Annotated in this window: 22 protein-coding genes; 9 read left to right on the forward strand and 13 right to left on the reverse strand. The window is 68.6% G+C overall.

What is annotated here, in order from left to right:
* Positions 1-175: 175 nt before the first annotated feature.
* Positions 176-682: a phospholipase D-like domain-containing protein gene (locus tag Q0Q47_RS22130; protein ID WP_293864935.1), complete on the reverse strand. Its 507-nt coding sequence runs from the start codon at positions 680-682 to the stop codon at positions 176-178.
* Between the two features lie 137 nt (positions 683-819).
* Between Q0Q47_RS22130 and Q0Q47_RS22135 the strand changes: the two genes are divergently transcribed.
* Entirely contained in the window at positions 820-1,611 is a 792-nt protein-coding gene (locus tag Q0Q47_RS22135) for a glycoside hydrolase family 19 protein (protein ID WP_293864938.1), read from the forward strand.
* Positions 1,608-2,027: a hypothetical protein gene (locus tag Q0Q47_RS22140; RefSeq protein ID WP_293864941.1), complete on the forward strand. Its 420-nt coding sequence runs from the start codon at positions 1,608-1,610 to the stop codon at positions 2,025-2,027. Before Q0Q47_RS22135 ends, Q0Q47_RS22140 begins: the two co-directional genes overlap by 4 nt.
* 82 nt (positions 2,028-2,109) lie before the next feature.
* Here Q0Q47_RS22140 and Q0Q47_RS22145 read toward each other — a convergent pair whose 3' ends face one another.
* The 3 genes from Q0Q47_RS22145 to Q0Q47_RS22155 form a co-directional block, all read right to left on the reverse strand.
* The gene (locus Q0Q47_RS22145) at positions 2,110-2,400 is read right to left on the reverse strand and encodes a GIY-YIG nuclease family protein (RefSeq protein ID WP_293864944.1); all 291 of its coding nucleotides are present in this window, start codon (positions 2,398-2,400) and stop codon (positions 2,110-2,112) included.
* 420 nt (positions 2,401-2,820) lie between these two features.
* Positions 2,821-4,200, reverse strand: coding sequence for a PleD family two-component system response regulator (locus Q0Q47_RS22150; RefSeq protein ID WP_293864947.1), 1,380 nt, complete (start codon positions 4,198-4,200; stop codon positions 2,821-2,823).
* A gap of 32 nt (positions 4,201-4,232) precedes the next feature.
* Positions 4,233-4,604 carry a response regulator gene (locus Q0Q47_RS22155; RefSeq protein WP_293864950.1) on the reverse strand — a complete coding sequence of 124 codons (372 nt, stop codon included), beginning with the start codon at positions 4,602-4,604 and terminating at the stop codon, positions 4,233-4,235.
* Positions 4,605-4,724: 120 nt separating this feature from the next.
* Here Q0Q47_RS22155 and Q0Q47_RS22160 point away from each other — a divergent pair, with 120 nt between their 5' ends.
* Both Q0Q47_RS22160 and Q0Q47_RS22165 read left to right on the forward strand, forming a co-directional pair.
* Entirely contained in the window at positions 4,725-5,024 is a 300-nt protein-coding gene (locus tag Q0Q47_RS22160; protein ID WP_293864953.1) for a DUF3572 domain-containing protein, read from the forward strand.
* Between the two features lie 3 nt (positions 5,025-5,027).
* Entirely contained in the window at positions 5,028-6,308 is a 1,281-nt protein-coding gene (locus Q0Q47_RS22165) for a DNA polymerase IV (protein WP_293864956.1), read from the forward strand.
* A 20-nt stretch (positions 6,309-6,328) separates the two neighbouring features.
* Here Q0Q47_RS22165 and Q0Q47_RS22170 read toward each other — a convergent pair whose 3' ends face one another.
* A complete protein-coding gene (locus tag Q0Q47_RS22170) occupies positions 6,329-7,171 on the reverse strand; it encodes a cell envelope integrity EipB family protein (protein WP_293864959.1) in 843 nt (280 codons plus the stop codon).
* 183 nt (positions 7,172-7,354) lie between these two features.
* On the opposite strand from Q0Q47_RS22170, the gene Q0Q47_RS22175 reads away from it, so the two are divergent.
* The 3 genes from Q0Q47_RS22175 to Q0Q47_RS22185 all read left to right on the forward strand — a co-directional run bounded on the left by Q0Q47_RS22175 (position 7,355) and on the right by Q0Q47_RS22185 (position 9,962).
* Positions 7,355-7,822 carry a RidA family protein gene (locus tag Q0Q47_RS22175; protein ID WP_293864962.1) on the forward strand — a complete coding sequence of 156 codons (468 nt, stop codon included), beginning with the start codon at positions 7,355-7,357 and terminating at the stop codon, positions 7,820-7,822.
* On the forward strand, positions 7,822-8,565 hold the full coding sequence (locus Q0Q47_RS22180; RefSeq protein WP_293864965.1) for a glycerophosphodiester phosphodiesterase family protein: 744 nt from the start codon (positions 7,822-7,824) through the stop codon (positions 8,563-8,565). The genes Q0Q47_RS22175 and Q0Q47_RS22180 overlap by 1 nt, the downstream gene beginning before the upstream one ends.
* Positions 8,566-8,693: 128 nt before the next feature.
* Complete coding sequence (locus Q0Q47_RS22185; RefSeq protein ID WP_293864968.1) at positions 8,694-9,962, forward strand: GNAT family N-acetyltransferase; 1,269 nt, start codon at positions 8,694-8,696, stop codon at positions 9,960-9,962.
* Here the strand turns inward: Q0Q47_RS22185 and Q0Q47_RS22190 are convergent.
* A complete protein-coding gene (locus tag Q0Q47_RS22190) occupies positions 9,943-10,527 on the reverse strand; it encodes a hypothetical protein (RefSeq protein WP_293864971.1) in 585 nt (194 codons plus the stop codon). The two genes, Q0Q47_RS22185 and Q0Q47_RS22190, sit on opposite strands and share 20 nt — an antisense overlap.
* On the opposite strand from Q0Q47_RS22190, the gene Q0Q47_RS22195 reads away from it, so the two are divergent.
* Positions 10,526-10,978, forward strand: a complete 453-nt coding sequence (locus tag Q0Q47_RS22195) for an HIT family protein (protein ID WP_293864974.1) — start codon at positions 10,526-10,528, stop codon at positions 10,976-10,978. The two genes, Q0Q47_RS22190 and Q0Q47_RS22195, sit on opposite strands and share 2 nt — an antisense overlap.
* A 29-nt stretch (positions 10,979-11,007) precedes the next feature.
* Here the strand turns inward: Q0Q47_RS22195 and Q0Q47_RS22200 are convergent, their stop codons facing one another.
* The 7 genes from Q0Q47_RS22200 to Q0Q47_RS22230 form a co-directional block, all read right to left on the reverse strand.
* Complete coding sequence (locus tag Q0Q47_RS22200; RefSeq protein ID WP_293864977.1) at positions 11,008-11,889, reverse strand: hypothetical protein; 882 nt, start codon at positions 11,887-11,889, stop codon at positions 11,008-11,010.
* Positions 11,890-12,047: 158 nt separating this feature from the next.
* Entirely contained in the window at positions 12,048-12,419 is a 372-nt protein-coding gene (locus Q0Q47_RS22205; protein ID WP_293864980.1) for an AzlD domain-containing protein, read from the reverse strand.
* Positions 12,416-13,171 carry an AzlC family ABC transporter permease gene (locus tag Q0Q47_RS22210; RefSeq protein ID WP_293864983.1) on the reverse strand — a complete coding sequence of 252 codons (756 nt, stop codon included), beginning with the start codon at positions 13,169-13,171 and terminating at the stop codon, positions 12,416-12,418. Before Q0Q47_RS22210 ends, Q0Q47_RS22205 begins: the two co-directional genes overlap by 4 nt.
* An 11-nt stretch (positions 13,172-13,182) precedes the next feature.
* Positions 13,183-13,377 carry a hypothetical protein gene (locus Q0Q47_RS22215; RefSeq protein WP_293864986.1) on the reverse strand — a complete coding sequence of 65 codons (195 nt, stop codon included), beginning with the start codon at positions 13,375-13,377 and terminating at the stop codon, positions 13,183-13,185.
* Between the two features lie 30 nt (positions 13,378-13,407).
* A complete protein-coding gene (clpA, locus tag Q0Q47_RS22220) occupies positions 13,408-15,918 on the reverse strand; it encodes an ATP-dependent Clp protease ATP-binding subunit ClpA (RefSeq protein WP_293864989.1) in 2,511 nt (836 codons plus the stop codon).
* Between the two features lie 13 nt (positions 15,919-15,931).
* Positions 15,932-16,270 carry an ATP-dependent Clp protease adapter ClpS gene (clpS, locus tag Q0Q47_RS22225; RefSeq protein ID WP_293865139.1) on the reverse strand — a complete coding sequence of 113 codons (339 nt, stop codon included), beginning with the start codon at positions 16,268-16,270 and terminating at the stop codon, positions 15,932-15,934.
* A gap of 395 nt (positions 16,271-16,665) precedes the next feature.
* Positions 16,666-17,010 carry a phasin family protein gene (locus tag Q0Q47_RS22230; protein WP_293864992.1) on the reverse strand — a complete coding sequence of 115 codons (345 nt, stop codon included), beginning with the start codon at positions 17,008-17,010 and terminating at the stop codon, positions 16,666-16,668.
* 332 nt (positions 17,011-17,342) lie between these two features.
* Between Q0Q47_RS22230 and Q0Q47_RS22235 the strand changes: the two genes are divergently transcribed.
* A complete protein-coding gene (locus tag Q0Q47_RS22235) occupies positions 17,343-18,893 on the forward strand; it encodes an SPOR domain-containing protein (protein ID WP_293864995.1) in 1,551 nt (516 codons plus the stop codon).
* Positions 18,894-18,938: the final 45 nt, after the last annotated feature.

The following is an 18,938-nucleotide window of genomic DNA, read 5'->3' on the forward strand; positions in this document are numbered from 1 at the left end:
GCCCCCACCCGTCTCGCGCTTCGCGCGATCCACCCTCCCCTGCAGGGGAGGGAAACCGCGCCCAGCCATCGGCAATCACTTGTGTGCATTTCGACGGGCCGAGCCCGGGCATCCCCGGCTTTGCCGGGGGCCGTTCTCGAGTCGTGGATGACCGGGCCAAGCCCGGGCCCCGACGTCAGGGCCGGCGCAACGGCTCGGCGCGGCTCCAGATGTCTTCGAACCGCTCGGCGAATCGACGGACGAGCTCCGGGTCGCGGGTGATCGCGAGGTCGTTGTCCTGCTTCTTCAGGCCGCTCGCCGAGAAATTGGCCGAGCCCCAGCGCAGGATGCGGCCGTCCACCAGATAGCTCTTGAGGTGCATGATGGGCCGCGTGCGCTTCATGTGCACCGCGTCGCCGAGGTCGGCGAGCCTGTCGAGCACGTGGTCCTGGCTGCCGTCCAGCACGACCCGGACCTTCACGCCGCGACGCCTGGCGTCTGCCAGGGCATCGGCGATGACCCAGTCCGACAGGATGAACGCGGCGAAATCGATCGACTTCTCGGCCTTGTGCAGGAGTTCGACGTCGATGCGCTCGAGATTCTCGGTCGGGGCGTAGTGGATCTCGACCTCGGCCGCGACGGCCGAGAGCGGCGCGGCGGCGGTCAGGACGCCGAGAATCAGACCTGCAACCATGGCTCTCATGGAGCCATTCTGTACCACCGCAGGTAACGCCACCGTCAATGCGGGGGCTGCCTGGCCGCAACCGCGAGTCCGTTGCCGCCCGTGCCCGCCATTCGTATCGTCGTGTGGTCGCGGTCCGAGAGCCTCGCGGGACTTCCATGTGCATCACCGCCAGCGTCGGCGCCCATGGCGCCAACCATTTCGACGACGTGATGGTCATCCAGTGCGCCCTGACCTACGTGTGGCCGGGCGTGCCCTACCGGGCGGCCCCGATCACCGGGCGATGCGACCCGGCGACGATCGACGCGATCAAGGATTTCCAGACGCGGGTCCAGAACGCGGCCAAGCCGGACGGCCAAATCTCTGCGGTCAGGGGAGGCTCGCTGGACAGGCTCTGGCTGGAGGTCGAGCCGGAGTACAATCCGATCAACCTCAAGGGGATCATGACGCGCACGTCGTTCAAGGTGCTCGACCGCTACTACAAGCACCTCGAGACGGCCATGCTGACGCGCGGCATCACCACGCCCCTGCGCCAGGCGCACTTTCTTGCCCAGCTCGGCCACGAAAGTGGAGGCTTCCGCTACACCGAGGAACTGGCGAGCGGATCCGCCTACGAGGGCCGGACGGACCTCGGCAACACGCAGAAGGGCGACGGCGTGCGCTTCAAGGGCCGCGGCCTGATCCAGATCACGGGCCGGGCCAACTACACGGCCTATGGCGACGCCATCGGCATGGATCTCACGACCGGCGGGAACTGGACGAAGCTGTCGACCGATCCCTTCCTGGCGGTGGACTGCGCCGGCTGGTACTGGGAGACCCGCGGCCTGAACGACCTTGCCGACCAGGACGACGTCCAGAAGATCACCCGCAAGATCAATGGCGGCGTCAACGGTCTCAAGGACCGAAAGGCCTATCTGAGCCGCGCAAAATGGTTTCTGGTCTACCCATGATCGTCCGAACGGCTCTCACCGCCCTCGTCGTCGCTCTGGCCCTCCTCGGCCCGCCGGCGCCCGCGGGCGCGACCGACGTCCGCCCGATCGCCTTTGCCCGCGGCAAAAGCGCCGCGACCCTGTCGGGGGCCGTGGTGCGGGGAACGCGGGACGTCTATTCGCTCGAGGTCAAGGGCGGCCAGACGGCCGCCATATCCGTCTCCGCGACCGAGAAGAACGCCGTCTTCGCCATCTTCCAGCCCGGCGCCACCGTCACGGCGGACGGCGACGTCAATGGCGAGGCCCTTCCCAAGGCGGGCGAAGAGGACGAGGCACGCCGCTGGACCGGCCGCCTTCCGGCTACGGGCATCTACCTTATCGTCGTCGGCGGCACCCGGGGCAACGCGACCTACAGCCTGACCGTCCAGGTCAGGTGACCTGCGGAGTTCGGCCGGGCTGGCCCTGCACAGGGCCTGGAGACCGAGCCCCACCTGGACGAGGGGACGGGGTCAGATGCCGTCAGCACGCCGTGGAGGCGATCAGCAGGCCGTCGCAGCGGCCTGCGATCAGGTCTTCGAGCCGGTCGGGGCTCCAGCGATCGATGCGCTTCAGGAGCGCCTGGGCTTCGTCGAACGAGTCGAAATGGGCGGCAAAGGCCAGCTTGACCGGGCGCCGGCCCAGGGTTTCGCGCAACGGCGAGCCATGGCGGTTGTGCTCGGCCACGCGCTTGGCAGGGTCGTCGTGGTCCGTCAAACCGACGAACAGCGACCTGTCTGCGCACCGCAGGATGTAGAGCCAGTATCCACCCATGCCGTGAGTGTGGCGGAGGCGAAGGCCCGTTTCCACGCACCCGCGGTTGCAGCCACGTTCAACTGAAAGTCGCAGAAACCGGCCCAAACCCTGCCTGCACAGACGAAAACACCGCCCGAAGCAGAGCTTCGAGCGGTGTTTCCCACCGTCCGGTGGAAGAGGTGGCCGGCTGGGAGCGGCCTGCGAGGAGGCCACTCCGGCCGTTCCCGAGCCGGCCGAACCCCACGGGACCCAGGAGATGCGGCGGACCTGAGCATCCGTAGGGTATTGGGGAGAAACGGCGACCGGGCGTTCGATGTTTCGAAACGTCCGGGCCGCTTCAACGAATTGGACACTAGCAAACGCGCCGGCTGCTTCCAACCGACTCGCGCCGTCCCTTAGTGTTTACCTCGCATTAAGGTAAAATTGCGCCCGGAAAGCTCAGGCGGCCTGCGCGTTGACGATCACACGATTGCGACCGCCGCTCTTGGCGGCATAGAGCGCCTCGTCCGCCCGCTTGAGCAGCGAAGCGGCGGTTTCCTCAAGAGTTTCAATGGCTGACACGCCGATCGAGACCGTCACGGTGATCGTCACGCGCCCCCGATGGACGCGGAAAGGCTCGGCCTGCACCTTCTCGCGGATCCGCTCGGCGGCGAGCCTCGCCGTCTCGATGGGAGTATCGGGCATCACGACGACGATCTCCTCGCCGCCGAAACGGGCCACGAGATCCACGCCGCGCACGCTTCGACGCACCCGCTGGGCGAATTCCTTCAGCACGTCGTCGCCGGCATCGTGGCCGTGCGTGTCGTTCACCGACTTGAACCGGTCGACGTCGAGCACCATCACCGACAGGGGCCGCCCGCGGTCCAGCGCCTCGTTGACGAGGCCCGAGAAGTGGCTGTCCAGGTAGCGACGGTTGTGGAGACCCGTCAGCGGGTCGACGATCGCGAGCTCGATCGAGGCATGCACCGTCTCGCGCAGGCGGTCGGCGTATCGCTTGCGCCGCAGCTGGGTGCGCACGCGGGCGATGAGCTCGTTCCGGTCGACCGGGCGCACCAGATAGTCGTTCACGCCGAGATCGAGGGCCCGCAGCACGCGGGAATTGTCGTCCGCCTCGGCCAGGACGAGCAGCGCGATGTGGCGCGTCCTGTCGAGCGAGCGCAGCTGGCTGCAGATCCTCAGGCCGTCGAAGTCGGCGAGGTCCATGCTGACGATCACCAGGTCGGGCTCCATGTCCGTGGCGACGAACAGGGCCTGCTGGGGATCGCGTTCGATGGTGACGGTGTAGTGCGGCGACAGCGTCGCCGTCAGGCGCTCCGAGGCGCTGGCACGGTCCTCGACCACGAGAATGGACCCGCCCTGCTCCACGGCGGCCGCGGCCTGGACGAGCGGATCGCCGAAGCCCAGGTCGCGGGAGCTCAGCGCGCGGCTGCGCAGCTCGTCCACCACGGCCTTCAGCCGCACCAGGCTGCGGACCCTGGCGATGAGGGCGATCTCGTTGACCGGCTTGGTCAGGAAGTCGTCGGCGCCGGCCTCCAGCCCCTTCAGGCGGTCGCTGGGCTGGTCGAGCGCCGTCACCATCACGACCGGCAGGTGGGCGGTCGCCGGATTGGCCTTGATGCGGCGGCACAGCTCGAAACCGTCCATGCCCGGCATCATGACGTCGGTCAGCACGAGGTCGCACTGGCCCTGGGCGCAGATCGCCAGGGCTTCCGCGCCGCTCATGGCGGTGACCACGTCGAAATACTCGGCGGTCAGCCGAGCCTCGAGCAATTTCACATTGGGCAGGAGGTCGTCGACGACGAGAATGCGCGCTGTCATGGTCCCCGAACTCGGACGTCAGGCGTGGGCTGTCAGGCGTCGCCGAGGTAGTTGCGAACGGTGTCGAGGAACTTCGACACCGAGATCGGCTTCGAGAGATAGGCCTCGCAGCCCTTGCGCCGGATGCGTTCCTCGTCGCCCTTCATGGCGAAGGCCGTGATCGCGATGATCGGGATGGCCTTCAGCTCGTCGTCCGTCTTGATCCACTCCGTCACGTCCTCGCCGGACACTTCTGGCAACTGGATGTCCATGAGAATCAGGTCGGGGCTGTGGGCCCGCGCGAGCTCGATCGCCTCCACGCCGCTCGACGTCTTCAGGGTCGAATAGCCGTGAGCTTCCAGAAGGTCGTTGAAGAGCTTCATGTTGAGCTCATTGTCTTCGACGATGAGCACCTTCTTCGCCATCGGACCATCCCTTCCTGGCCGCGCTGTCGCGGCGCCGAACCGTCACGATCTCGTCTGGTCCCGGCATTGGGGTTATAACAGCCACACGTTGACGAAACACGAATTCGGTCGGAGACCCGTGTGCGAACTCCGTTCAAAAGCGGCCCCGATGCCGAGGCCATCGCCATCGACGCTCTCGCCTTCCTGGCTTCCGACGTCGAAAGGCTCGGTCGGTTCCTGGCCCTGACGGGTCTTTCGCCGGAAACCATCCGCGAGGTGGCGCAAACGCGCGGCTTCATGGCGGCGGTGCTGGACCACCTCGCGTCCGACGAAAGCCTGCTCCTCGCCTTTGCCGCCAACCAGGGCCTGGACCCCGCAAACGTGCTGCGGGCGCGCGAATCGCTGGCCAGGCCCCATGCCATGGGCCTGCGCGACGGGTGAGCCATGTCGGGACCGGGGGGCATCTGCCGCGACTGCATGACGTTCGCGAGCGCGCCGGCCGGACGATGCCGGTCGTGCGGCTCGCCGCGGGTCCTGCGTCATCCCGAGTTCGCGACGCTGTCCATCGCCCACATCGACTGCGATGCCTTCTACGCGGCCATCGAGAAGCGTGACGATCCCTCGCTGGCCGACAAGCCCGTCATCATCGGCGGGGGCAAACGGGGAGTCGTTTCAACGGCCTGCTACGTGGCGCGCACCTACGGCGTGAAGTCGGCCATGCCCATGTTCAAGGCGCTGAAGGCCTGCCCGCACGCGGTCGTGATCAAGCCCAACATGGAGAAGTACGTCCGCGAAGGCCGCACGATCCGGGCCATGATGACCGACCTGACCCCGCTGGTGCAGCCGGTCTCCATCGACGAGGCGTTCCTCGACCTGTCGGGAACCGAGCGGCTGCACGGCGCTCCGCCCGCGGTCACCCTGGCCCGCTTCGCGCGCCGCGTGGAGGACGAGCTGGCCCTGTCCGTCTCCGTCGGCCTGTCGTTCAACAAGTTCCTCGCCAAGATCGCCTCCGACCTCGACAAGCCGCGCGGCTTCGCCGTGATCGGCCGGGCGGAGGCCGTGTCGTTCCTCGCCGACAAGCCGATCGGGATCATCCCCGGGGTCGGCAAGGTCACGCAGGAGCGCCTCGCCCGCGACGGGGTCATCACCATCGGCGACGTGCAGCGGCGGGACCTCGCGGACCTCGCGAGGCGCTATGGCGACGAGGGCCTGAGGCTGGCCCGCCTGGCACGGGCCGAGGACACGCGCCGCGTCGAGCCCGAACGGGAGACGAAGAGCATCTCGGCCGAGACCACGTTCGACGAGGACATCGGCGACATGGAGCGGCTCCTGCCCATCCTGCTGCGCCTGTCCGAGAAGGTCGCCACTCGCCTGCGCCACGCGGAGTTCTCGGCCAAGGGCCTGACGCTCAAGCTGAAGACCGCCGACTTCAAGATCCGCACGCGCGCCCGCTCGGGCTTTCCGCCGACCCAGCTCTCGTCGCGCATCTACGACGTGGGCCGGGAACTGCTGGCGAAGGAGGCAACCGGCGAGCGCTTTCGTCTCATCGGCATCGGCGCGTCCGATCTGGGGACCGCCGAGGAAGCCGACCGCGGCGACCTCGTCGACACGGGCGCGGCGCGCGAGGCCACCATGGAGCGGGCCATCGACAAGCTGCGCGAGCGCTTCGGACGCGACGCGGTGCAGCGCGGGCTGGTATTCGGAGCGCGGAAGAAAGAGGGCTGATCAGGGCCCTGCCCGCCCCCTCACTTGTCGCAGGGAGCGCCGCTCTTGAGCACGTCGACGCGGGTGAGCACGCCGTTGAGGCCGAAATCCCCGTAGTCGAGCTTGAGCTTGCGCGACACGCCGTTCTCGAGGAGCTCGAAGGAGATCACGTAGAGCGGGGTGGAGGTGTCGCCGCCGTCCTCGAAGTAGCTGACCGACACGGGCCAGCGCGCCAGCTTGTCCCAGCCTGCCGCCTTGAGCGGCTCCTCCACGTCCCCGCCCTCGGCCTGCTTGCCGATGACGGTGAAGGTCTCATAGGCCTTGCGGGCCTGCTCCGAGCCGTCGAACACCTTGACGTTCACGGTGCTGCGCCCCTCGCGGGCCGCCTCGATGATCAGCTTGATCTGGGCCGTGGGGAACACCGCGTCGGGCAGCGACACGGTGCCGGGCTGGGGCTTCTTCACGGAGACGGAGACCTTGCCGTCCTTGCGCTCGGCGACGCCGTCGCTGGCTTCGTTCTTGCCGCCGCTGACGCGGCTCTCGGTGTTGAAGCGCAGCATCGAGCCGTCGCCCTCCTCAAAGGTCGAGGAGCGCATGTCGGAGATGCGCGTGCCGATGTCGCCGCCGCCGAGCTGCGTCACCTGGCGGAAGTTCTGGGTGTAGCCCTCGCAGGCGCTGCCCGTGAATTCGAAGACGATGCGCCCTTTCGCCGTCTCGATTCCCTTGCTGCTGCCGTTGTCGGCGAGCGAGAGGTCGTAGGTGGCCCGGTGCGCGGCCATCTGCACGGGTTGCGCGGCGAAGGCCGGGGCGGCGGCCAGGAGGGTGAGCGCGGTCCCCGCCGCGAGGCGGCGGACGACGGATGCGACCAGGGGGGAAGCGGACATGACGGCCTCCGGGCGGCGGCCCTGCGCCGTCGCTTCGATGACAGAGGATAGGCGCCGCAATCCGCGGCGACAATGCGGCGGAGGATGCCAGAAGCGTGCCGAGTCTTCGACACGCGCCGCCTTGCGGCCATCCCGTCTATGCGCGACAAACACGCATTCTCACGCTCCAGCAGGGATCTCCCGATGAGCATCGACGCGAAGCTCGCCGAACTCGGCATCGTCCTCCCCACTCCCGCAGCTCCGGTGGCCAACTACGTGCCGAGCGTGCGCACCGGCAACCTGCTGGTGATCAGCGGCCAGATCTGCCTCGGGCCGGACGGCAAGCTGGCGCCGCAGCACAAGGGCAAGCTGGGCGCGGAGGTCTCCGCCGAGGCCGGCTACGAGGCGGCGCGGCTCAGCGCGATCAACGTGCTCGCCCAGGTCAAGGCGGCGCTCGGCAGCCTCGACAAGGTCGTGCGCTGCGTGCGCCTCGGCGGCTTCATCAACGCCGTGCCCACCTACGCCGCCGTCCCCGCCGTGATGAACGGCGCCTCGGACCTGATGGTGGCGGTGTTCGGCGATGCCGGCCGCCACGCCCGCAGCACCATCGGCGTGGCCGAACTGCCGGCCGACGCGGCGGTGGAGGTCGAAGCCATGTTCGAGGTCGCCTGATGGCGGCCCCTGCCTGGCTCACGGCCCGCCCGATCGCGCATCGCGGGCTGCACGTGCGCGACAACGGCGTCATCGAGAACACCATCGGGGCGGCGAAGGCCGCCATCGGCCATGGGTTCGGGATCGAGTGCGACGTGCAGCTGACCCGCGACGGCGAGGCCGTGGTGTTCCACGACTTCACACTGGACCGGCTCACCGAGGCGACGGGTCCCGTGGCCGGCCGTTCGGTGGCCGAACTCGCGGCGATCGCGATGAAGGGCACGAGCGACCGCATCCCCACGCTGGCGGCGTTCCTGGCCGAGATCGGCGGCCGCGTGCCGCTCGTGTGCGAGATCAAGAGCTCCTTCGACGGGGACCTGCGGCTGACCCGGCGAACGGCCGAGATCGTGGCCTCCTACGACGGACCCGTGGTCCTCAAGTCGTTCGATCCCGACATCGTGACCGCGCTGATCGACCTCACCGATCGCCCGCGCGGCTTCGTGGGCGAGAACGACTACCGGCACGGCGAGTGGGACCGGCTTCCGCCGCGCTTGAAGCACGAGATGCGCAACCTGCTGCAACTCGAGCGGATGAAGCCGGATTTCCTGTCCTGGCAGGTCAAGGATCTCGACACCGCCGTGCCGTTCCTCGCCCGCAAAGGGCTCGGCCTGCCGGTGATGACCTGGACCGTGCGCACGCCAGAGCACCGCGCCAAGGCCGCGCAATGGGCCGACCAGATGGTGTTCGAGGGCTTCGTGCCCTGAGGCCGTCCGGAGATCCTGCGTCCATCGACATGGCCGCCGGTCGGCGTGTCGATGGGCGCAGCCTCCCTCCGTGCGAGCCATGCGTCCGTGCGCCTTGCCGCGATGCACCTTGGCGCTAGGTTGAAGGCATGTCCTCGCAAGACCTCTCCGTCAGCATCGCCTCATCGCTCTCGGCCGTCGATGCGGCGGAGTGGGACGCCTGCGCCTGCCCAGACGGTGCCGGGCCCTGCTCCGTGCGCATGCCGCTGCGGGATCCGGCGGCGCCGCGTCCGGTGCTTGCCGAAGACGACGACGAGGCGGAGCTGCCCTCCCCGCCCGATCCCGACAATCCGTTCGTGCGCCACGCCTTCCTGCTGAACCTGGAGGAGTCGGGTTCGGCGGTGACTCGCACGGGCTGGCAGCCGGTCCACGTGCTCGTCAACGACGCCTCAGGCGCCCTGCTCGCCTGCGCGCCCGCCTACCTGAAGGGCCACTCCCAGGGCGAATACGTGTTCGACCATTCCTGGGCCGACGCGTACGAGCGCGCCGGTGGGCGCTACTACCCGAAGGTCCAGGTGAGCGTGCCTTTCACTCCCGCCACCGGCCGCAGGCTTCTGGTGCGGCCCGGCGAGAGGGCGGAGGAGGCCCGAGCGGCGCTGGTGGAGGGGCTGCGCGCGCTGCGGGCGCAGGCAAAGGCGTCCACCATCCATGCGACGTTCCTGCCGCGCGACGAATGGGACGACCTGGGCGCGCGCGGCTTCCTGCAGCGCACCGACCAGCAGTTCCACTGGCTGAACGCCGGCTACGCCACCTACGACGACTTCCTCGGCGACCTCGCCTCGCGCAAGCGCAAGGCGCTGAAGAAGGAGCGGCGCGAGGCGCTCGCGTCGGGTCTCACGATCGAGCGGCTGACCGGGGCCGACATTCGCGAGGAGCACTGGGACGCGTTCTTCGCGTTCTACATGGACACCGGCTCGCGCAAGTGGGGCCGGCCCTACCTGACCCGGACGTTCTTCTCGCTGGTCGGCGAACGGATGGCGGACCGCACGCTGCTGGTCATGGCCCGGCGCGAGGGCCGCTACGTCGCCGGCGCCATCAACTTCATCGGCGCCAACACGCTCTACGGCCGCAACTGGGGCTGCATCGAGCACCACCCCTACCTTCATTTCGAGGTCTGCTACCACCAGGCCATCGACTTCGCGATCGAGCGCGGCCTGGCGCGCGTCGAGGCCGGGGCGCAGGGCGAGCACAAGCTCGCCCGGGGCTATCGTCCGGTGACGACCTACTCCGCCCACGACATTCCCGACCCGGGCTTTCGCCGGGCGGTGGCGGACTACCTGATGCGCGAACGCCGCCACGTGGCGGCGCTGCAGGACGAACTGGTGGAGATGGCGCCGTTCAGGAAGGCTGGGGGATAGCCCCGCCCGTCGGCGCGGCGGACAGCGCCGCCGCCTCCGCCTTGATCAGCCGGCCCACGTCGGCGGCGTCCGGGATGCGGAACAAGGTGGGCCTGCGCCACAACAGCGGGAAGACGAACTCCTCGGCCGTGACCTGCATGCGGTGGTCGGGAAACACCAGCGTCCCGCGGCCGTCCGCATCCTCCGTCACCTCCATGCGCCCGATGTCGGCGAGGGGCACCGTGGTGACCTGCCTGTTCTCGACGATCACCACCTGGTTCTGGGTCAGGGCGTAGACCGTGTGGCGCAGGCGCCAGGCCCGAATCCACGGATAGGCCGGCCCGACGACGACCGCGGCCAGCAGGACGCCGATCCCCGCCAGCTTGAGGAGGATCGGGCCTTCGAAGGCGAACTCGAGCGTCAGCCAGACCGCCGTGATGGCGGCCATGACGGCGGCGTAGACCATGCGCTGCTGGCCGCCGAAGGCGAGCGTGATCTGCGAGAGCGGGCGCCCCGCCCACTTGATCCGGTCGGTGGGTTGAAGGTAGCCCTTGACGAGCCCTGCTGCTTCCACGTCGTCCTTCATGACCCTCCCCCCGGAGATCGCAACCTTGACCCAAGCCTACGACCCCTCGAACGTCTTCGCAAAGATCCTGCGCGGGGAGCTGCCCTGCGAGAAGGTGTACGAGGATGAGCACACGCTGGCGTTGATGGACATCATGCCCCGGGCCGACGGTCACGTGCTGGTGATCCCCAAGGCGCCCGCCCGCAACATCCTCGACATCGCTCCTGAGGACCTGTCGCGCCTGGCGGTCAGCGTGCAGAAGCTCGCCAAGGCCGTGAAGGCCGGTATGGGGGCGGACGGCATCACCGTCCAGCAGTTCAACGAGAGCGCCGGTGGCCAGGTCGTGTTCCACATCCACGTCCACGTCCTGCCGCGCTGGGAGGGCGTCGCGCTGCGCCCCCACACGGGCGCCATGGAGAAGCCGGAGGTGCTGAAGGCCCACGCGGACAGGATCCGCGCGGCCCTCGCCTAGGTTCAGCGGCACGCCAGCGGCGCGCGGCGTCAGACCGGCGTCGCGCGCAGCGGTGCGATGCGGACGGTGTCGCGGAAGCGCATTTTGTCGCGCATGACCACGAGCGAATCCTTCGGCTTGCCGGGGCCGAGGATCACCAGCCAGTTGCGATCGACGCCGTGGTCGCCGTTGTGCGGTCCCGCCGACTCGACCGACCGCAGGGCCTTCTTGCCGTACATGCCGAGCTGGGCGGCCTGCCAGTCCATGCCGCCGAACGAGTTGGCGACGAAGGCGTGGTCCATCATGTCGCCCGGCTCGGTGATGGCGATGTGGGCCCCCATCCCGCCGCTGACCTGGGGGATGACACGGCCCTTCCCGTCCACGCGCATCACCAGGTAGGTGCGCGAGCGATCCAGCGTCCCGGGGTCGGTGACCGGTGCCTCGCACCAGTGCGTTTCATAGTGATCGATCGTCTGCGACGGCCCGACCTCCTTGGCCGACGCCGTGTTCCGCCACGGCTTGGCGAGGAGATCGTGCACGAGGTAGTTGCCGACGAAGCCGTTGCAGTCGAGGCCGAGGTTGAGGTCGGCCCAGGTCTGAAGCGACTGGGGACGGACCAGCTTCAGGGCGACGGCGAGCTGGAGCACCAGCTGGCACTCTTCCGGCGATCCCTTGCCAATGAACGGGTTCTGCAGGTTGAGCTTGATCTCGTCATAGCTCTGCACGGCGAACGGCTGGCCGTTGATGGTCGTCGCGAGACGATAGAGTCGGTCGGCCTTGTGGTGTCCGAAGTGATCCCGCACCGTTCCGAGCAGCTCGTCCTTGGCCTTGGTCGGCGCGCCGCGATGGTAGCGACCGATCTTCACCGGCCCGGTGGCGACACCCGGCACGTCGATGGCCAGATACCGGCACGCATAGTTCCATGGGGTCATCGTTGCACCCTCGCGTGGGAAGAGGAGCGACCCGTGCTGACCGTTTCGTTTTCCGGACTATGCGCCCTCTCCTCCGCGACCGACAAGCCCGCCGGTGTGCGCGAGCGCACGTGTCCGACGCGCCCATCGCCCCCTGCGGATCGGCCGGGAGCCGGCGGCTAGCCCCACCACCAGGCCGAGGCGACGAGTACGGCCTCGCCTGCGATGACGCCCGCGATCATGCTGCGGCGGATCAGCAGGAAGGCCGCGGCTCCGGCCACGATGCCGGCCAACCGGCCGGCGAGCGGCACGTTCGCCAGCGCGCCGGTGGGGGCCAGCAGGAGCTTGATCACGACGCCGGAGAGCAGCGCCGTCGCGACGTAGCGCACCCAGACAATCACGGCGGACGTCTCCGGCAGCCCCCGCGACAGCACCACCGCGAGGATGCGCCACATGGCGGCGGGCAGGACGCCGAAGACGAGCAGCAGCGCGTAGGGCCACAGCGACGCGAGGAGACCGGAGGGGACGAGGCTTGCGTCCGGAGCGGTCATGCCGGTTGCCCCCCGCCCTGCCGCGCCGCGGCGCGGGCATCGCCCAGCCGGGCCACCAGGAAGGCCACCGTCCCGCCCACGAGTCCGACGGCCAGCAGGTCGAAGCTTTCCCCCACGAGCCACACGGACAGGGGCTGGAGCGCGAAGCCGAGAAAGATCGCCAGCCAGTCGGCCAGCCGGCGCGCGCCACCGCTCACCGACAGGGTGAAGAAGATCGGCGTCAGGAAGAGCAGCGCGGCGGCCAGCGGGCCGGGCAGCGCGCCCACGAGGAAATAGCCCAGCCCCGTGCCGAGCGCCGCCAGCCAGACACAGGCATTGGCGAAGCCCAGATAGTAGGCCTGCCGGGCCTCGACCGGGACGTTGGGAAGGCGCCGCAATCCCTCGCTCCACACGGTGACGGCCACGTAGTGCGCCAGCACCATCTGCCAGAGCAGGCTGTCCTTCGGCCGCCGGATCAACGGCAGGATGGACATCGTCATCGGCAGGAAGCGGATCGAGGAGAAGCAGACCGCGGCGGCAATGGCGAGGGGCGCCATGCCGGTTCCCAGGCCGCCGTAGAAGATGACCTGCGCCGGTCCGGCCCAGACGAGAAGGGTCGAGAGGACGGCGGAGCCCAGGGGCTGGCCGACGTCGCGCGCGATGCTGCCCACCCCCACCAGCGCGAAGGCGACGGTCCAGGCCGGGAACGACAGCGCGTCGAACGCGCCGCGCCCGAACCACGGCCAGAACGAGAAAGGTTTGTCGTCGATCATCGCCGGACGGCTCAGGGGGCCGCCGGCGTCCGGTCCTTGCCGGTGATGATGCCGATCAGGGGCGTGCCCTTGACCTGCTCCTTGACCTGCAGCCAACCCCACCACAGGCAGATGGCGATGGCCGGGACGACGATCCAGGCCACCACCTCCTCGAACCGCTCACGGCGTCGACGCCGACGCCGCCTTTCCTCGAACCAGGACGCCACGCCCCCTCCAGTCCTGACTGTGCGCGGGCACTACCCGCGGACCAGGGGCACCTTCGGAACCGTGCGCACGGGCGGCTTGCCGGAGCCTTTTCCGCCACCGCCCTCGCCCGGACCTCCGGGGCCCTCGTCGCCCCCCTTCTTGGCCTTCGGCGCCTTGCGGGCCGCGGACGCCTTCCGGGAGGATGGAGGCCGCTTTTCGCGCGCCTTGGTCGCTTCCGCAACATCCTTTTCGGGCTTCGGGGTGACCGGGCCCTCCGGGAACTCGAATCCCAGGGCCGCCTTGCCGTCGGTCGTCTTGACGACGACCTTCACCGCGCCGCCGCTCTTCAGGCGGCCGAACAGCACCTCGTCCGCCAGGGGCGTCTTGATGGTGCTCTGGATCAGGCGGGCCATGGGGCGGGCGCCCATGGTCTCGTCGTAACCGTGCTCCACCAGCCAGTCGCGCGCCTCGTCGGAGAGCTCGATGGTGACGTTGCGGTCGGCGAGCTGGGCCTCGAGCTGCAGGACGAACTTGTCCACGACCTTGGAGACGACCTCCCGCGGCAGCTGGCCGAAGGAGATGATCGCATCCAGGCGGTTGCGGAATTCCGGCGCGAAGAGGCGGTTGAGCGCCTCGTTGTCGTCGGCATCGCGCTTGCTGCGCGTGAAACCCATCACCGGGCGAGCCAGTTCGGCGGCTCCCGCATTGGTCGTCATGATCAGGATGACGTTGCGGAAGTCGACCTGCTTGCCGTTGTGATCGGTCAGCTTCCCGTGGTCCATGATCTGCAGGAGGATGTTGAAGAGGTCCGGATGGGCCTTCTCGATCTCGTCCAGCAGCAGGACGCAGTGCGGATGCTGGTCGATGCCGTCGGTCAGCAGGCCACCCTGGTCGAAGCCGACATAGCCGGGAGGCGCGCCGATGAGGCGCGACACCGTGTGCCGCTCCATGTACTCGGACATGTCGAAGCGGATCAGCTCGACGCCGAGGCTCGAGGCGAGCTGGCGCGCGACCTCGGTCTTGCCGACGCCGGTCGGACCCGCGAACAGGTAGTTGCCGATCGGCTTTTCCGGATCGCGCAGGCCCGCGCGGGCCAGCTTGATCGCGGAGGTCAGCGCGGTGATGGCCGCGTCCTGGCCGTAGACGACGCGCTTCAGGGTCTCGTCGAGGGCCTTGAGCACCTCGGCGTCGTCCTTCGACACGGTCTTGGGAGGAATGCGGGCCATCGTGGCGATGGCCGCCTCGATCTCCTTGATGCCGATCGTCTTCTTGCGGCGGTTCTCCGGCAGCAGCATCTGCGAGGCGCCGGTCTCGTCGATCACGTCGATCGCCTTGTCCGGCAGCTTGCGGTCGTGGATGTAGCGGGCCGAGAGCTCGACCGCCGCCTTGATGGCGTCGTTGGTGTAGCGGATGCGGTGGAAGTCCTCGAAATAGGGCTTGAGGCCCTTGAGGATCTCGATGGCGTCCGGCACCGACGGCTCGTTGACGTCGATCTTCTGGAAGCGACGCACCAGGGCCCGGTCCTTCTCGAAGTACTGGCGGTACTCCTTGTAGGTGGTCGAACCGATGCAGCGCAGCGTGCCCTGCGCCAGCGCCGGCTTCAGGAGATTGGAAGCATCCATGGCGCCGCCCGACGTGGCTCCCGCACCGATGACGGTGTGGATCTCGTCGATGAACATGATCGCCTTGGGATGGGCCTCGATCTCCTTCATCACCTGCTTGAGGCGCTCCTCGAAGTCGCCGCGGTAGCGGGTGCCGGCCAGCAGCGTGCCCATGTCGAGGGCGAACACCGTCGCGTCCGCCAGCACGTCCGGCACCTCGCCGTTGACGATCTTGCGGGCGAGGCCCTCGGCGATGGCGGTCTTGCCCACGCCGGGCTCGCCGACGAGGAGCGGGTTGTTCTTCTGCCGGCGGCAGAGCACCTGGATGGTGCGCTGCACCTCGGGCTCGCGACCGATCAGCGGGTCGATGCGGCCTTCGCGGGCGCGCTTGTTGAGGTTGACGCAGTAGGCGTCGAGCGCCTCGCCCTTCTTCTTGTTGCCGGGCCCTTCCTCGGTCGTGTTGGAGCGCTCGGCCTGCTCCTCCTCGGCGCCACGCGGCGAGCGCGGCTCGGAGAGGCCGGCCCGCTTGGCGATGCCGTGGGAGATGTAGTTGACCGCGTCGTAGCGCGTCATGTCCTGCTCCTGCAGGAAGTACGCGGCATGGCTCTCGCGCTCGGCGAAGATGGCCACCAGCACGTTGGCGCCCGTGACCTCCTCGCGGCCCGACGACTGCACGTGAATCACGGCGCGCTGGATGACGCGCTGGAAGCCGGCGGTCGGCTTCGAATCGTCGCTGGAATCGGTGATCAGGTTGGACAGTTCCGCATCGACGTACTCGGTCAGATTGCGGCGCAGGGCGTCGAGGTCGACGTTGCATGCGCGCATGACGGCCGCGGCGTCCTGGTCGTCGATGAGCGCGAGAAGCAGATGCTCGAGCGTCGCATATTCATGGTGACGCTCGTTGGCCAGGGCGAGTGCCCTGTGAAGCGCCTGCTCGAGATTGCGTGAGAAGGATGGCATCGAGATCGGCCTTTCACTTCTTTTCCATGACGCACTGCAAGGGATGCTGGTGCTTGCGGGCGAAGTCCATGACCAGGGTGACCTTGGTCTCGGCGACCTCGTAGGTGAAGACGCCGCACTCACCGACGCCGTGCTGGTGAACGTGCAGCATGATGCGCGTGGCCTCGTCCGCGTCCTTGTTGAAGAAGCGCTGCAGGACGTGGACCACGAACTCCATGGGCGTGTAGTCGTCGTTGAGGAGCAGCACCCGGTACATGTTGGGCCGCTTGGTGCGCGTCCGGGTCTGCGTGATGACTGCCGTGCCCGAGCCGTTGTCGCCCGGTCGCACGGGCCCCCTCCTGCGTTCGGCCATGCGCGCCGGCTGCCGCCGGAACAGGTCGGCCGCGTAGTCGCGACCGCGCCTGAGCGCCTGGCCCATGCGGATCACGAAGGGGGTGATGCTTTGTATGGGTCGCATTGCGGGATAGAGGGTCCCTCGATTGGGTGTGGGGCGGCCCAGACGCAACGGGGCGCCGCCACGCCCGGTTCCCCTAATGTAGAGTGCGTGGCCGCGCTCCGCCAGACCATACGCCATGATGTGTCGGTCTGGAACGCACCCGGGCGCCCCCCGCCGCCCCGCCCTGCCCGGCCTGGCCCCGGCGCAAGCGAAAACGGGGCCCGGCGCTGGCCGGACCCCGTCTCATCCGCTCGCGAGCGGACACTTCGTTCCACCGGCCGCGCGACCATGCCGCACGGCCCGCATGGGACTTACTTTCCGGCGGCGGCCTGCGCCTTGGCGACCAGCGTCTCGTACGGCTTCACCGTTTCCTTGGCGAGGTTCGTGTAGAGCTCGCCGAGCTTCGAGGCGTAGGCCACGAACGACTCGTAGGCGGTCTTGGCGTAGTCGGACTGGATCTCGACGGCCTTGTCGAGCGTCTTGGCTCCGGCGAGCTTCTCGGCCACGGCCGAGGTCTGCTCGAAGGCCTTCTTGGAGAAGTCGGCGACCTCGTTGGCGATCGCCTGGACGCCGCTGGAGGTGGCGCCGAAGCTCTTGATCACCAGGTCGACGTTGTCCTTGGCCAGCTTCTGGAAGTCCTCGAACTGCGCAGCCATCGTAACACCCCTGTGCTCTGGCCGCCCCCGGGCGGCGTTGGATCGGAAAGCCAGGCGGAACGCGACGCTCCCGGCTTGTGCGCCTCATATATGTGCACCGCACCATCCGTGTCAACGAATTTTGTTGCACTGCAACATATGCCGTTCGGCGGACCCGAACCGTCGTCTTTCACCGATCGCGGCCACCCTCCTTTAACCACCCCGTAACCTCATCTCTCTACGGTCCACGACTGTGCCGTGCATGCGACAGGGGGCGCCGGGACGCGCTCCCCCGCCGTCGGCAAGGCGCCGGTTCACCTGGGACGGGCCGGTCAATGTCGGGGACTTGTGGAATGGTTTTCTGTCGCGTTTTCGCGAAGCGTGGTGCTGCGCTCGCCACCGTGATCGTCGCTGCGACCGTCATGGTCACGGCGATTTCCTCTCCTGCGGAAGCGCGCCGCCGCGCCGTCCACAAGGGCGGGGGATACAATCCTCCCTACGCGGCGATGGTCGTCGACGCGAAGACGGGTCGTGTTCTCCACGCGGAGAACGAGGACGCGCTGCGCCACCCGGCCTCCGTCACCAAGGTGATGACCCTCTACCTGCTCTTCGAGCAGATCGAGAAGGGTCGCTTCCGGCTCGACAGCGAGCTCAAGATCTCCGCGCACGCCGCCAAGCAGGCGCCCTCCAAGCTCGGCCTGCGGCCGGGCGAGACGATCGAGGTCGAAGACGCGATCAAGGCGCTCGTGACGAAGTCGGCCAACGACATCGCCGTGGCCGTCGCCGAGAACATCGGCGGCACCGAGGACGCCTTCGCCGACATGATGACGCGCAAGGCGCGCCAGCTCGGCATGAACCGGACCGTCTACAAGAACGCCTCGGGCCTGCCCGATACCGGCCAGGTGACCACCGCGCGCGACCTCGTGACGCTGGGCCGCGCCATCCAGGACCGCTTCCCGACCTACTACCGCTATTTCTCGACCCCGACCTTCAGCTACGCCGGCGCCACGCACCGCAACCACAACCGGCTCCTGGGCCGCGTCGAGGGCATGGACGGCATCAAGACCGGCTACACGCGGATGTCGGGCTTCAACCTCCTCACCTCGGTGAAGACGGAAGGCCGGCACGTGGTGGGCGTCGTCCTGGGCGGACGCAGCGCCGCCCTGCGCGACCGCCAGATGGCCGACCTGCTCGACCAGTCCCTGGAGCGGGCCTATGCCGGCAACCGGACCGCCCCGCCGGTCGGCGAGGGTTCGGCCGTGGCCGAGCGCGAGACGCCGAAGGAGCCCGTCCGCACCCGCGTCGCCTCGCTCGACGACGAGGTCCCCACCGCGGCCGTGACGCAGAAGCCCTCCGTGACCCCGGCGGCCCCTGCGCCCAAGCAGATCGACGTCGCGGCGGCCCGCCCCGTGGTCGCCTCCGCCGTCGGCGCCTCGACCGCGACCCCCACCTCGACGGGTTCGCTGCGCTGGTCGGTCGGGGCCCCGCCCGCAACCGACACCGGCAAGGCGGATCCCAAGGCCGCCAAGGCCGAGCCGGCGAAGCCAGAGCCCGTGAAGGTCGCGCGCCTCGAGACCGGCAAGCCTGACGCCAAGGCCGACAAGAAGGCCGACGTCGCCAAGACCGAGGTCCACAAGTCGGTGGTTCCGAAGTCGGCCCTCTCGGGTTGGATCATCCAGCTCGGCGCCACGGACGACGAGGCCAAGGCCAAGGAAATCCTGTCGAAGGCCCGCAGCCAGAACCGCTCGCTCGCGAAGGCCGATCCCTTTACCGAGAAGGTCTCCAAGGGCGGCTCGACGCTCTACCGGGCCCGCTTCTCCGGCTTCGACGAGGACGATGCCCAGACCGCCTGCAAGTCCCTCAAGCGCAGCGGCTTCGCCTGCTTCGCGGTGAAGGGCGGCTGATTTCCAAGGTCCGATCCCAGCGAAATGCACGTGACGGCGCACGGT

This window comes from uncultured Alsobacter sp., assembly GCF_945952055.1.
In the GTDB taxonomy this organism is placed as follows: domain Bacteria; phylum Pseudomonadota; class Alphaproteobacteria; order Rhizobiales; family Beijerinckiaceae; genus Alsobacter.

Coding starts and splice junctions, on each gene's coding strand:
- Q0Q47_RS22130 (WP_293864935.1), bottom strand. CDS start 682: ATGAGAGCCATGGTTGCAGGTCTGATTCTCGGCGTCCTGACCGCCGCC.
- Q0Q47_RS22135 (WP_293864938.1), top strand. CDS start 820: ATGTGCATCACCGCCAGCGTCGGCGCCCATGGCGCCAACCATTTCGAC.
- Q0Q47_RS22140 (WP_293864941.1), top strand. CDS start 1,608: ATGATCGTCCGAACGGCTCTCACCGCCCTCGTCGTCGCTCTGGCCCTC.
- Q0Q47_RS22145 (WP_293864944.1), bottom strand. CDS start 2,400: ATGGGTGGATACTGGCTCTACATCCTGCGGTGCGCAGACAGGTCGCTG.
- Q0Q47_RS22150 (WP_293864947.1), bottom strand. CDS start 4,200: ATGACAGCGCGCATTCTCGTCGTCGACGACCTCCTGCCCAATGTGAAA.
- Q0Q47_RS22155 (WP_293864950.1), bottom strand. CDS start 4,604: ATGGCGAAGAAGGTGCTCATCGTCGAAGACAATGAGCTCAACATGAAG.
- Q0Q47_RS22165 (WP_293864956.1), top strand. CDS start 5,028: ATGTCGGGACCGGGGGGCATCTGCCGCGACTGCATGACGTTCGCGAGC.
- Q0Q47_RS22170 (WP_293864959.1), bottom strand. CDS start 7,171: ATGTCCGCTTCCCCCCTGGTCGCATCCGTCGTCCGCCGCCTCGCGGCG.
- Q0Q47_RS22175 (WP_293864962.1), top strand. CDS start 7,355: ATGAGCATCGACGCGAAGCTCGCCGAACTCGGCATCGTCCTCCCCACT.
- Q0Q47_RS22180 (WP_293864965.1), top strand. CDS start 7,822: ATGGCGGCCCCTGCCTGGCTCACGGCCCGCCCGATCGCGCATCGCGGG.
- Q0Q47_RS22185 (WP_293864968.1), top strand. CDS start 8,694: ATGTCCTCGCAAGACCTCTCCGTCAGCATCGCCTCATCGCTCTCGGCC.
- Q0Q47_RS22195 (WP_293864974.1), top strand. CDS start 10,526: ATGACCCTCCCCCCGGAGATCGCAACCTTGACCCAAGCCTACGACCCC.
- Q0Q47_RS22190 (WP_293864971.1), bottom strand. CDS start 10,527: ATGAAGGACGACGTGGAAGCAGCAGGGCTCGTCAAGGGCTACCTTCAA.
- Q0Q47_RS22200 (WP_293864977.1), bottom strand. CDS start 11,889: ATGACCCCATGGAACTATGCGTGCCGGTATCTGGCCATCGACGTGCCG.
- Q0Q47_RS22205 (WP_293864980.1), bottom strand. CDS start 12,419: ATGACCGCTCCGGACGCAAGCCTCGTCCCCTCCGGTCTCCTCGCGTCG.
- Q0Q47_RS22210 (WP_293864983.1), bottom strand. CDS start 13,171: ATGATCGACGACAAACCTTTCTCGTTCTGGCCGTGGTTCGGGCGCGGC.
- clpA (WP_293864989.1), bottom strand. CDS start 15,918: ATGCCATCCTTCTCACGCAATCTCGAGCAGGCGCTTCACAGGGCACTC.
- clpS (WP_293865139.1), bottom strand. CDS start 16,270: ATGGCCGAACGCAGGAGGGGGCCCGTGCGACCGGGCGACAACGGCTCG.
- Q0Q47_RS22230 (WP_293864992.1), bottom strand. CDS start 17,010: ATGGCTGCGCAGTTCGAGGACTTCCAGAAGCTGGCCAAGGACAACGTC.
- Q0Q47_RS22235 (WP_293864995.1), top strand. CDS start 17,343: ATGGTTTTCTGTCGCGTTTTCGCGAAGCGTGGTGCTGCGCTCGCCACC.